The 13,166-nt window shown below is 56.4% G+C and carries 11 protein-coding genes; all 11 read left to right on the top strand.

Features of this window, described 5'->3' with window-relative positions:
• The first annotated feature begins 20 nt into the window (after positions 1-20).
• The 11 genes from flgE to ACQY5R_RS00735 all read left to right on the top strand — a co-directional run bounded on the left by flgE (position 21) and on the right by ACQY5R_RS00735 (position 13,160).
• The gene (gene flgE, locus ACQY5R_RS00785) at positions 21-1,307 is read left to right on the top strand and encodes a flagellar hook protein FlgE (protein ID WP_428603374.1); all 1,287 of its coding nucleotides are present in this window, start codon (positions 21-23) and stop codon (positions 1,305-1,307) included.
• Between the two features lie 61 nt (positions 1,308-1,368).
• On the top strand, positions 1,369-2,109 hold the full coding sequence (flgF, locus tag ACQY5R_RS00780; RefSeq protein WP_428603372.1) for a flagellar basal-body rod protein FlgF: 741 nt from the start codon (positions 1,369-1,371) through the stop codon (positions 2,107-2,109).
• A gap of 67 nt (positions 2,110-2,176) precedes the next feature.
• Positions 2,177-2,962 (top strand): flagellar basal-body rod protein FlgG, encoded by a 786-nt coding sequence (flgG, locus tag ACQY5R_RS00775; protein WP_428603370.1) that lies wholly within the window; start codon positions 2,177-2,179, stop codon positions 2,960-2,962.
• 15 nt (positions 2,963-2,977) lie between these two features.
• Positions 2,978-3,688, top strand: coding sequence for a flagellar basal body L-ring protein FlgH (gene flgH / locus ACQY5R_RS00770; protein WP_428603369.1), 711 nt, complete (start codon positions 2,978-2,980; stop codon positions 3,686-3,688).
• A 9-nt stretch (positions 3,689-3,697) separates the two neighbouring features.
• Positions 3,698-4,834, top strand: a complete 1,137-nt coding sequence (locus ACQY5R_RS00765; RefSeq protein ID WP_428603367.1) for a flagellar basal body P-ring protein FlgI — start codon at positions 3,698-3,700, stop codon at positions 4,832-4,834.
• Positions 4,834-5,862, top strand: coding sequence for a flagellar assembly peptidoglycan hydrolase FlgJ (flgJ, locus tag ACQY5R_RS00760; RefSeq protein WP_428603365.1), 1,029 nt, complete (start codon positions 4,834-4,836; stop codon positions 5,860-5,862). Before ACQY5R_RS00765 ends, flgJ begins: the two co-directional genes overlap by 1 nt.
• 59 nt (positions 5,863-5,921) lie before the next feature.
• Positions 5,922-7,907: a flagellar hook-associated protein FlgK gene (flgK, locus tag ACQY5R_RS00755; RefSeq protein WP_428603363.1), complete on the top strand. Its 1,986-nt coding sequence runs from the start codon at positions 5,922-5,924 to the stop codon at positions 7,905-7,907.
• A 2-nt stretch (positions 7,908-7,909) separates the two neighbouring features.
• On the top strand, positions 7,910-9,133 hold the full coding sequence (gene flgL, locus ACQY5R_RS00750) for a flagellar hook-associated protein FlgL (RefSeq protein ID WP_428603361.1): 1,224 nt from the start codon (positions 7,910-7,912) through the stop codon (positions 9,131-9,133).
• A 155-nt stretch (positions 9,134-9,288) separates the two neighbouring features.
• Positions 9,289-10,791, top strand: a complete 1,503-nt coding sequence (locus ACQY5R_RS00745; RefSeq protein WP_428603359.1) for a flagellin — start codon at positions 9,289-9,291, stop codon at positions 10,789-10,791.
• 376 nt (positions 10,792-11,167) lie between these two features.
• Positions 11,168-12,667: a flagellin gene (locus ACQY5R_RS00740; RefSeq protein WP_428603357.1), complete on the top strand. Its 1,500-nt coding sequence runs from the start codon at positions 11,168-11,170 to the stop codon at positions 12,665-12,667.
• A 61-nt stretch (positions 12,668-12,728) separates the two neighbouring features.
• Positions 12,729-13,160, top strand: a complete 432-nt coding sequence (locus ACQY5R_RS00735; protein WP_428603355.1) for a flagellar protein FlaG — start codon at positions 12,729-12,731, stop codon at positions 13,158-13,160.
• The last annotated feature ends 6 nt before the right edge of the window (positions 13,161-13,166 follow it).

Below are 13,166 nucleotides of genomic sequence, written 5' to 3'. Positions count from 1 at the left end.
AATTAATGAGGAGATAGAGTATGCCTTTTCGCATTGCATTGAGCGGACTTGATGCCGCATCTACCGACCTGCAGGTCACCGGTCACAATATCGCCAACTCTGCTACCAACGGGTTCAAGCAATCCCGTGCCGAGTTTGCCGACATCTATGCCAATTCGCTGCAGGATGTGAGTACCACCTCCTCTGGACGTGGCGTGCGTGTCAGCCGCGTGGCGCAGCAGTTCAGCCAGGGAAATATCAACTTTACCGCCAGCAACCTGGATCTGGCATTAAATGGCGAAGGATTTTTTACCCTTCAGGACGCGGCGGGAAATATCTCCTATACCCGGGCTGGCGCCTATACGGTGGACCGGGACGGCTATGTGGTCAACCACACCAATGACCGGTTGCAAGTGTTTGCTCCGATCGGGACCAGCGGGACCAGTTTCAATACCGGCTCCACCACCGATTTGCAGCTCCCGACGCTCTCCGGCACGCCCTCTGCTACCACCAGTGCGACGGTAGCGGTGAATCTGGATGCCAGTAATACAGCCACGGCGGCGGCAACCTTGTTTGATCCCACGGTATCGACCACCTACGACAACTCAACCTCCACGACGGTCTACGATTCACTGGGCACGGCACACACCATGACCATGTACTTTAGGGAGTCGGATACGGTTGCCAACCAGTGGCATGTCTATACCACTATAGATGGCAGTATTGTTACGCCCACGACCAATTCGACAGCGGCACCCTCTTCGGCAACCTACCCCAGCGCTACGGTAAATTTTGATACCTCGGGCGCCTTGGTGACCAGCTCGGGGAGTGTCTCCGCAACCGGTCTGATCGGCTATAACGCCTTCCCCATTGCCGGTGCAGCCGCGCTTAATCTGAGTTTCGATATGAACGACAGTACCCAATTCGGGTCGGCCTTTGCGGTCAATAACCTGACCCAGGACGGTTATGCTCCGGGTCGGCTCAGCGGTGTCGATATCGATAGCACCGGCGTGGTATTTGCGCGCTTTACCAACGGGCAGTCCACCGCATTGGGTAAAGTGGCATTGGCCAAGTTTAATAATCCGCAGGGCCTGCGTCAGTTGGGTGACACCAGTTGGGCGGAAACCTTTACCTCGGGCAATGTGCAGATGGGTGAAGCAGGGACGTCCAGCTTCGGTCTGATTCAGTCCGGCGGCTTGGAAAATTCGAATGTGGATATCGCTGAACAGTTGGTCAATTTGATTACCGCACAGCGTAATTTCCAGGCCAATGCGCAGGTGATCACCACCGCGGACACGATTACCCAGACGATCATCAACATCCGTTAAGAGAGGTAGGGTGGGCGCGTTTTTTGTGCCCACGCAATTGAAATCGTATTAGGAGAAGACAATGGATCGCATGTTATTTGTTGCGATGAGTGGGGCCAAAGAGACGTTGCTGGCGCAGACCAATAACAGCAACAATTTGGCGAATGCCAGCACCCCCGGTTTTTTGGCCGATCTGCAGCAGTTTCGCAGTATGCCGGTGTTTGGCGATGGTTATCCCACACGCGTCTATGGCATGAGCGAACGGCCAGGCGTCGATTTCAAGCACGGTGCCATTGTGCATACCGGACGGGATCTCGATGTGGCGATCAATGGTGATGGTTGGTTTGCCGTTCAGTCACGCGATGGCAGTGAGGCCTACACCCGTCGTGGTGATCTGAAAGTCGATGCCAACGGCCTGTTGACGACCGGCAACGGTTTGCCGGTCATCGGCAATGGCGGGCCGATCGCCATCCCGCCGGCAGAGAAAATCGAAATAGCATCTGACGGTACCATCTCCATCCGCCCGCTGGGACAGGGAGCGGGTGAGTTGGCAGAAATTGACCAAATCAAGATGGTTGCACCCTCTCTGGATGGAATGGAAAAGGGCGCTGATGGCTTGATGCGCCAGCAGGACGGGCAGTTACTGGAGCCCGATGCGGCGGTACAGCTGGCAACCGGTTCGCTGGAGAGCAGCAATGTCAACATTGTCGATTCGATGGTGGATATGATCGATTTCGCGCGTCGTTTCGAGATGCAAGTCAAGATGATGAAAATGGCTGAGCAGACTGACGAGTCATCCGCCAGCATCATGCGAATGGGTTAAAAGTTGGCAAGCAGTTTGCAATACGACTCAGTAGTGAATGAACAGTAACGATAGAGGATGACGCCCCATGTATCCCGCACTTTGGATAGCAAAAACAGGATTGGATGCACAGCAGACCCGCATGTCGGTCATATCCAATAATCTTTCCAATGTCAGCACCACCGGTTTCAAACGAGATCGTGCGTCATTCGAAGATCTGATTTATCAAAATATCCGGCAGGTAGGTGCGCAATCGTCGCAGGATACGCAGTTGCCATCGGGTCTGGCGCTGGGTACCGGTGTGCGCACCGTAGCCACCCAGAAATTGCATACTCAGGGCAATATCATGCAGACCGGTAATTCGCTGGATATGGCTATCGAGGGCCGGGGTTTTTTCCAGATACTGCATCCGGATGGCTCGATTGTTTACACCCGTGACGGTTCGTTTGGCATGAGTGCCGATGGACAGATCGTAGACAACAACGGTTACGCCCTGGAACCGGCGATTACCGTTCCGGCCAATACCCTGAGTATTACGGTCGGCACAGACGGCGTGGTCTCCGCGCTGGTTTCCGGCAGCAGCACACCGACACAGATCGGTACCATTGAGTTGGCTGATTTTGTCAATCCGACCGGATTGACAGCGGTCGGTCAGAACCTGTTCCGCGAGACCGCCGCCAGCGGTACCGCCACCACGGCGTCTCCCGGCGTTGATGGGCTGGGTAGCGTGGTGCAAGGCTCGCTGGAAAGCTCCAATGTGAATGTGGTGGAAGAGATGGTCAACATGATCGAGACCCAGCGTGCCTATGAGATGAACTCCAAGGCGATCGCCACGACCGATGACATGCTGGCCTATGTGAGCAATCAGCTCTAACGGTAGGTGGATAAAATGATAAGTCGGCTTTTCACTCTCACCTTGTTGGCACTGGCCGCCGCCGGTCTGGCCGGTTGCAATACCGCCCCGGTGCGTGACCCCGCTTATGCGCCCGTGCGTCCGGTGGTCTCGGCACCGGCTCCCATCGGTAACGGTGCCATCTATCAAGCCGGCTACGAGCAGTCTTGGTTTGAAGATATGCGGGCGCGTCGCGTGGGCGACATGCTGACTATCGAACTGGATGAGAAGACCGATGCGAAGAAGGCGGCCACAACGGCGGCGAAAAAATCCAACAGTAACAGCGTCACCAATCCGACCTTGCTCGGTTCAACACCTCAGTTCAATACGCCGGGACTGCTGCCGCTGGCGAGCAACTCCGACAACAACCTCGGGTTCTCGTTGGAGTCAGAACATGATTTCTCCGGCGAGGGGGATAGCGCCCAGAATAATGAGTTGACCGGCAACATCACCGTGACCGTGGTCGAAGTACTGCCCAACGGTTACCTGATGGTGCGCGGTGAAAAGCGCATCGGCATCAACCAGGGTAACGAGTACGTCAGGGTGTCGGGTATTGTGCGCCCGGCGGATATCGATGCGACCAATACGGTACTTTCCACACGTCTGGCTGATCCGACCATCGTTTATGTCGGTGACGGACCGGTTGCAGATTCCAATGTAATGGGCTGGTTGGCGAAATTCTTCGTCAGCGCTCTGTTCCCGTTTTAGGTGGCGGCTATGAAATCAGCAACATGCTATTCTGCTAAAGCTCGCTCCGGTATGTTCGTCAGCCTGTTGTCGTTAATGCTGCTCTTCTCCGGCTTGGCCCAGGCCGAGCGGATCAAGGATCTGGCGGCCATCGCCGGTGTGCGTACCAACCAACTTCTGGGGTATGGCCTGGTGGTGGGGCTGAATGGTACCGGTGATAAAAGCAGTGCCGCGCCGTTTACCGAACAGAGTCTGAAAAGCATGCTCACCCAGTTGGGTATCGTGGTCCCTCCCGGTACCCAGATCAAACCGAAGAACGTCGCGGCGGTGACTATCAATGCCGATTTGCCGGCGTTTGCCAAACCGGGGCAAAAGATCGATGTCACGGTATCCTCAATCGGTGATGCCAAGAGTCTGCGTGGAGGCACCTTGTTGATGTCGCCGTTAAAGGGTGCCGATGGCCGTGTCTATGCCATTGCCCAGGGTAATTTGCTGGTGGGCGGATTGAGTGCCTCCGGTGCCGACGGTTCCAGTATTACCATCAATATTCCCAGCGTGGGACGTATTCCCAATGGTGCGACAGTAGAGCGCACCGTCACCTCCGGTTTCAATCAGGGGACTTTCCTGACGCTCAATCTGCATGAAGGTGATTTTACGACGGCAAACCGGGTAGTTGAGTCGATCAATAAGGCGATCGGCCCGGGTGCCGCACGCGCCTTGGATGCGACCTCGATCAGGGTGAATATGCCGATCGATCCCGGCCAGCGGGTCAGCTTTGTCTCGCTGATTGAAAACCTGCCGGTTGATCCGGGCGAGATGGCGGCCCGGGTGGTGGTCAACTCCCGTACCGGCACGGTGGTGATCAGTAACCAGGTCCACGTTTCACCCGCGGCGGTCTCTCACGGCAGCCTGACCGTGACCATTAGTGAAAATACACAGGTTTCCCAGCCTGAAGCGCTTTCAGGTGGCACCACCGCGGTCGTGCCTCGCTCGGATGTCAATATTGCCGAAGGGGGCAGTCGCATGTTCCTGTTCAATCCGGGGGTCACGCTTAACGAAGTGGTCAGGGCGGTGAACCAGGTTGGCGCTGCACCTTCCGATCTGGTGGCGATTCTCGAAGCCCTAAAACAGGCCGGTGCTCTCAAGGCCGAGCTGGTGGTGATCTGATGGATCTGGCCGGCGCCTCAATCTACACCAATATGGATGGGCTGATGGCGCTCAAGGTCAAGGCGTCTGAGGATTCCAAAGGGGCGCTGGATGAAGTGGCGCGCCAGTTTGAATCAATGTTTGTGCAGCAGATGCTGAAGACGATGCGCCAGGCCAGTCTGGGTGAAGGATTGATGGACAGTGAACAGAGCCTGTTCTATCGCGATATGTACGATAAACAACTGTCGATCCAGCTTTCCGAGAGTGGCGGCATAGGTCTGGCGGATGTGATCAAACGGCAATTGGGTGGTGCCGAGCCCGATGCAGAGGGTGGCGCGACCCTGCCGGTGAAAACGATCGAAGAGTATCGACGGCTGGCCATGGCGGTAAAGATGTACCGCACATCGCCAGCAGCCAACACCTCAGTCAATAGGGGTGACAGTGTTGCGGCGGCTGATGGGGTTAGCAAAACCGGTCGTACAGAGAACGAAAAAAATAACCCGCTAGCAGCGGTGACCACGCTGCAAGGGCAGACGGATCCACGGCAATGGAGTCCGCAAGAGTTTATCGAGCAACTCTGGCCGCTGGCTACGGAAGCGGCGGGGCTGATAGGCATTAAGCCGCAGGCGCTGTTGGCGCAGGCGGCACTGGAGACAGGCTGGGGTAAACAACTGATGGGTACCGCCGAAGGTGCGCCGGCCAATAACCTGTTTGGCATCAAGGCGGATCGTCGCTGGGGCGGCGACCGGGTGAGCGTGAATACCCTGGAATACGAAGCCGGTACCGCAGTGAAAAAACGCGATGTCTTCAGATCCTATGAATCGCTGCGGGACAGTTTTCATGACTATGTGGATTTTCTGCAATCGAATCCGCGCTATAGCGAGGCGCTAGAAGTGACTGATGACAGCGCGGCTTTCTTTAACGAATTGCAGCGGGCCGGTTATGCAACCGATCCGGATTATGCGAATAAAATCAATGCGGTACTGAATGGCTCGGAAATGACCAAGGCACTGGATAAGCTCAAGGCCGGGGAGATCGAGTCGCTATGAAATTTATCAATCTAACGCAATGGCTGGCCAACGGTCGCTAGGGCGACCAGGACTATCAGATGGCAGACTTACTCAACATTGGTACTTCCGGGTTATTGGCGTTTCAGCGTTCGCTGACGACGACCGGGCACAATATTGCCAATTCGGACACCGAGGGATACAGCCGTCAACGGGTTAACGTCGCCACCAGAATTCCCCAACTCAGCGGTGTCGGGTATCTCGGTTCCGGTGTTCAAGTCACCCAGGTGCAGCGGCTGTACGATGAATTTTTGGCGACCCAGATGCGTACGGCGCAAACCACCGCCTCGGAAATGGAGTCCTATTTCGATCACGCCAGCCGCATCGATAATCTCCTGGCCGATCCCAACATCGGCCTGGACCCGGCTATCCAGGATTTTTTTGATGCCATGCAGGTCGTGGCAGACGATCCGGCCTCGATCTCAACCCGACAGGTGCTGATTTCGGAAGCGGGCTCGATGGTGAATCGTTACCACGACCTGAGTCGGCAGTTTGTCGATATGAACACGGAGTTGAATCAGGAACTGGATGATGTGGCGACGGAGATATCCGGGCTCGCAGACTCCATCGCCAAGGTCAATCAGTCCATTATCGAGGCTATCGGTGCCTCAGGTGGCGGCACGCCTAATGATCTGTTAGACCAGCGCGAAGTGCTGCTCAATGACCTCTCCAAGTTGGTGGGCATTGCGACTGTTGAGCAAGACAATGGCGCACTGAATGTGTTCATCGGCAAGGGACAGGCGTTGGTGATCGACGGAAGCCATGCGACGCTGTCTGCCGTCAACAGCAGCGCCGACCCCAGTCAGCGTGATATCGCGTTTACCAACGTATCGGGTACCCAGGTCATTACCGAGCAATTATCCGGTGGTGAGATAGCGGGGTTACTCAATTTCCGCGACCAGATCCTGCAGCCGGCTGTCAATCAGTTGGGATTGGTGGCGATCGGTATGACCGACCGTGTCAACACCCAGCATCAGCAAGGGTTGGATCTGAACGGTAATTTTGGCGGACAGTTTTTTGCCCCCCACAGTGTTGGCGTGTTGGCCAACGCCAACAATACCGGCGGTGCCACGGTCACCTCAGCCTATGTCGACACGGGAAATTTGACGGCCAGCGATTACGAACTGAGAGCGACGACGGTGGCCAATCAGTTCACCATGACGCGACTGTCGGATGGACAGGTGACCACCATCAACACCGGCGGTGTGTACCCTTACACCACTGCCGAGATTGACGGTATCACGGTCACTATCTCGGCAGCGGCGACAGCCGGCGATACATTCCTGATCCAGCCGACCCGGAATGCGGCCAATGACTTGACCATGCTGATCACCGATCCGCGTACTGTCGCGGCGGCGGGACCGATACGGGCCAATGTCTCAACCAATTCGGGAGGCGGTCCCAACCTGGGTAGTGGTGCGATCACCCAACCCGACTACACCAATACCACGAATCTTCCGTTGGCCGCACCGGCCACCATCACCCTGGAGTGGAGTCCCACCGCAAATCTTGGTGGTCCCGGTTTTACCGTAACCGGCGGACCGGGCGGCACCCTGGCTTACGATCCCACCACCCAGAGCAATGGCGCCAGTTTCACCTTTGCGGCATACGGCGGCATGAGTTTTACCATCAGCGGCACGCCTACATCCGGTGACCGTTTCGTGATTGAAAACAACACCGGTGGTGTCGGGGATAACCGAAATGCCCTGAAGATGTCCGACCTGCAGACCAGCAATACATTGCTGGGCCAAACCGGCGGTGCTCAGGAGATCGCAACGTTTCAGGAAACCTATGCCCAGTTGGTCTCGGACGTTGGTTCAAAAACCCACCAGGCCGAGGTCAACTTCAATGCCACCGACGGTTTGCGGGAGCGCCACAAAAATGCGCTCTTGTCGGTCAGCGGGGTGAACCTGGATGAAGAGGCGGCGGATTTGATCAAGTTCCAACAGGCTTACCAGGCGGCGGCACAGGTGATTACGGTCTCGAATACCCTGTTTGACACATTGATCGGGGCGGTTCGGAGGTAATTATGATTCGCATCTCAACCCAGATGGCCAATGAACGCAACCTCAGTGCCATGCTCAGACAGCAGAGCGAGGTGAGCGACACGCAATTGCAACTCTCGACCGGTCGACGTGTCTTGACCCCGGCCGATGATCCGGCCAGTGCCGCCCGGGTGCTGGGTCTCAATGGCGCGGTGGAAACCCTGGGTCAATATCAGAGCAATATCGACCTGCTCACTTCACGGCTGGAGACGGAGGAGGGTGCCTTGACCGGCGCTACCAACCTGTTGCAGCGCATTCGTGAGCTGACTGTGCAGGGCAACAACGATGTGCTGACCGTTACGGATAAGGCCGCCATTGCTTCCGAGATCAGGCAACTGCGTGATGAGCTGTTTTCCATTGCCAATACCAAGGACAGCAACGGCGAGTATGTATTCGCCGGCTATCAATCCAGCAATCGACCCTTCTCCTACAGTGCCGGTGTGTATACCTACAGCGGCGATAGTGGTCAGCGGGAATTACAGATTGCCCCAGGGCGCACCGTGGCGGATGGTGACAACGGTTTTGACACCTTTATGAGTGTCGCAACCGGCCCGATCACCACGGTAACTACCATCGCTGCCACCACAGCGGTGCCCCCGGCCATTTTGGATGGGGAAATCACCATCGATGGCGGCAACGGCTACGGTGCAATCAGCATTGGCGCCTTGCCGGCAGCGGTGAACCCCACCGATCGGGCCACCCAGTTACGTGATGCCATTAACGCCATCAGTGATCAAACCGGGGTGACAGCCGAGAATGCCACCGCCACCACCCTGACGCTTACCGCAGTGGGTGGTACCGGCATCACCGTCGCGCTTTCCGGTTCTGCGACCACCGCCAATACCGGTTTGACGGCCGGTACCACAGCACCGGTGACCTCCAACCGGAGCATCTTCGAGACCCTTGATCTCTTGGCCACGGAGCTGGAGTCGGGGAATTCAGTCACGCGTTATATCACCGATGTGCAGTTGGCGATGGATAACCTGATCGAAGTGAGGACCTCTGTGGGCGGTAGGCTCAACGCGATCGAGGAGCAGACATCGGTGAATGAAGATCTGCTTTTGGCACTGGAAAAGCACCGCTCCGAGGAGCGGGACCTTGACTATGCCGAGGCCATCACCCGCTTTGAAAGCCAAATGGTCGCCCTGCAGGCGTCTCAACAGGCGTATGTGAAGGTGAAAGGTCTCTCCCTGTTCAACTACCTCTAAACGGGGGCGGCGAACAGCGGCATTGGCAAATGGAGACTATAGGCGAGACACCGGTAGTGGGAATGCAGCAACGTTCAGACCGGTTTGAATTTTAATCATCAACCTGAGCAGGTGGGCACCGAAGTGGCCGCTAAAGGGGAATAAGGAGCAAGACAATGGCACAAGTCATTAATACCAATATCATGTCGCTGAATTCCCAGCGGAATCTGAACAAATCCCAGGAATCCCTGGCGACCTCGATTCAGCGTCTCTCAAGCGGTCTGCGTATCAACAGCGCGAAAGACGACGCCGCCGGTCTGGCCATTTCCGAGCGGATGACCGCTCAGATCCGGGGTCTGAATCAGGCTATCCGAAATGCCAATGACGGTGTGTCACTGGCCCAGACCGCAGAAGGTGCCTTGGCCGAAACCTCAAACAGTCTGCAGCGTATCCGTGAGCTGGCCCTGCAGTCCGCCAACTCCACGAACTCCGCCTCCGACCGTGCCGCTCTGCAGGCTGAGGTCAACCAGCTGAAACAGGAGATTGACCGGGTCGCCAGCACCACGGAATTCAACGGTCTGAAACTGCTGGACGGTACCTTTACCGCTCAGAGCTTCCAGGTAGGCGCCAATGCCAATCAGACCATCAATGTCACCATGGCGGGTGCTTCCGGTTCCGATCTGGCCAACAATACTGTGGCGGCAACCAATTCAACGGTCGACTTCGGTACCACCGCAACCGGTACTTCAGCCGCCACCCTGGCCGGTGTTACGTCACCGTTGGCAACCGCCCAGACCATTACCGTATCCGGTACCCTGGGTTCCGCCACCCACACCACCACCGCGGGTGACAGTGCCTTCGCCATTGCAGCCGGAATCAATGCGATTAGCAGCAGCACGGGTGTGACGGCGGATGCCTCCAATACTGCGACCCTGGGCAGTCTGTCGGCTAACGGTACAGTTTCTCTGACGCTGGGCAGTGGCGGCACGACCTCTACCATTTCCGCAGCCATTACCACGACCGACTGGGATGCGTTGGCCACCGAGATCAACAAGGTGAGCGGTACTACCGGTATCACCGCTGTCTCCAACGGCGGCACCATGACCTTGAGTCAGGCGGATGGTAAAAATATCAATATCGAAAACTTCGATCACTCCACCGCCAGTGCCACAATTGTGGTGGGTACCACGGCTATCGGATCGGATCCGGAGACCCTGACCCAGGGCGCGGCTGATAGCACGATCGTAACGGGTAGGGTCGACTTCAACTCCAACAGCACCTTCTCGGTCTCCTCCAGTATTGCAAATACGGCGGGCAGTATCTTGAATGTGGCTGCCAATACGGCTGTGGGTTCGACCGCCCAGCTGTTGAGTACGGTGGATGTGGGTACGGCCGCCGGGGCCAATACCGCGATCAATATCATCGATGCGGCGCTGGCGACGGTTTCCGGTATTCGGGCGGATCTGGGTGCAATACAGAACCGTTTTACTACCACCATCTCCAATTTGAGCGCCACGGCCGAGAACCTCTCGGCGGCCCGTTCACGTATTCGTGATGCGGATTTTGCGGCGGAGACGGCAGAGCTGACCCGTTCACAGATCTTGCAACAAGCCGGTGTGGCCATGGTTGCGCAGGCGAATTCGTTGCCGCAAAGCGTGCTGTCGCTGCTCCAGCAATAATAGGCAAAACAGAGGGTTATTGAATATTTGATCCTGCTGAATGGTGATTCTTCCAGCACCCAGGTGATCCGATGACGGGGTGTTTGAAGGGTGGTAACAGGGTCCCTCCTCCGGATGGCGTGAGGTCATCCGGAGGAGGGATTTAGCTGACAAATGGCAGTTAACTATTTGTAACCAATGGGAAAAAATGGAATGGACTGTATTGTGACTGTCTTCTCACGATTTTTTGCTATTTCACTTAAAGAATCCACGAGTATGGCCGTTACAGACATCGGAGGCGGTGAATACCAGATCAAGACTCCGGTATATCCGCTAAATATTAACCTGACCCCGAGGGCACCCAGGCGGTAGCTAAAGGGGAATAAGGAGCAAGACAATGGCACAAGTCATTAATACCAATATCATGTCGCTGAATTCCCAGCGGAATCTGAATAAATCCCAGGAATCCCTGGCGACCTCTATCCAGCGTCTCTCAAGCGGTCTGCGTATTAACAGCGCGAAAGACGACGCCGCCGGTCTGGCCATTTCCGAGCGGATGACCGCCCAGATCCGGGGTCTGAATCAGGCTATCCGAAACGCCAATGACGGTGTGTCACTGGCCCAGACCGCAGAAGGTGCCTTGGCCGAAACCTCAAACAGTCTGCAGCGTATCCGTGAGCTGGCCCTGCAGTCCGCCAACTCCACGAACTCCGCCTCCGACCGTGCCGCCCTGCAGGCTGAGGTCAATCAGCTGAAACAGGAGATTGACCGGGTAGCCAGTACCACGGAATTCAACGGCCTGAAGCTGCTGGACGGTACCTTTACCGCTCAGAGCTTCCAGGTGGGTGCAAACGCCAACCAGACCATCAACGTGACGATCTCCGGTGCTTCCGGCTCCGATCTGGCCAACAATACCGTGGCGGCAACCAATGCCACCGCTGATTTCGGTACCACGGCGACCGGTACTTCGGCTACCACCCTGGCGGGTGTTACGTCTCCGCTGGCAACCGCCCAGACGATCACCGTGTCCGGTACCTTGGGTTCCGCTACCCACACCACCACTGCGGGTGACAGTGCCTTTGCTATCGCTGCCGGTATCAACACTATCAGCAGTAGCACCGGCGTAACGGCAGATGCCTCCACTACTGCGACCCTTGGAACCCTCTCCGCAAACGGTACTGTAACCCTTACCCTTGGTAGCGGTGGTACGACTTCAACCGTTTCTGCAGCCATTACTACGACTGACTGGGATGCGCTGGCCACCGAGATCAACAAGGTGAGCGGTACTACCGGTATCACCGCGGTCTCCAATGGCGCCACCATGACCCTGAGTCAGGCGGACGGTAAAAACATCAATATCGAAAACTTCGATCACTCCACCGCGAGTGCTACGGCAGTGGTGGGCACCACCGCTATCGGTTCGGATCCGGAGACCCTGACCCAGGGCGCGGCCGACAGCACCATCGTAACCGGCCGTGTCGACTTCAACTCCAACAGCACCTTCTCGGTTTCGTCCAGTATTGCCGTGGGTGCGGGTAGTATTTTGAATGTGGCCGCCAATACAGCCGTGGGCTCAACCGCCCAGCTGTTGAGTTCGGTGGATGTAGGTACCGCTTCGGGTGCCAATACGGCGATCAATATTATTGATGCGGCGCTGGCAACGGTCTCGAGCCTGCGGGCGGATTTAGGTGCGGTGCAGAACCGCTTTAGCACCACTATCTCCAACCTGGGCGCTACGGCAGAGAACCTCTCGGCGGCCCGTTCACGTATTCGTGATGCGGATTTTGCCGCGGAGACGGCAGAGCTGACACGTTCGCAGATTCTGCAGCAGGCGGGCGTGGCCATGGTGTCACAGGCTAACGCGCTGCCGCAGAGCGTGTTGTCACTCCTCCAGTAACATGGAACTGGCATGGGGCTTAGTTTGACTGAGCCCCATGCCAAGTTAATAGGTGATAGCCATGGTAAATGAAATCTCTCAGAGTATGTTGGGCGGTGTAGTTGCCCAAGCAAAAGGAGCTGCAAGTAGTGCCGGAAGGGTGCGGGAGAGTTCGGATATCGAAAGAGTGGTACCGGTTGCTCATATCTCGCCCAGTAAGGAGGCGAAAGCAGCTAAACGCCAATCTACGGCTGCGGATGGGCAAAAACTCGACAAGGCCGTTGAGCAGTTGAATGAGTTCGCGCAATCTGTACAGCGTAAACTGGAGTTTTCGGTAGATGAAGAGAGTGGGAAGACCGTTATTAAAGTCATAGACAAGGAGTCTGGGCAGATGGTCAGAAGTATCCCCTCTGAAGAAGTGCTGGATATGCAGAAACGGCTCAAGGAGACGAGCGAAGCTATATTTAATAGTGGTAATGCAGGAATCTCTCTGCTATTTCAGGGTAAGGCATGACGTGAT

This window comes from Sedimenticola sp. (assembly GCF_050289425.1).
Lineage (GTDB): Bacteria > Pseudomonadota > Gammaproteobacteria > Chromatiales > Chromatiaceae > Sedimenticola.
Note: the sequence above shows the minus strand (reverse complement) of the source record. Positions and strands in the feature narration are given on the sequence as shown.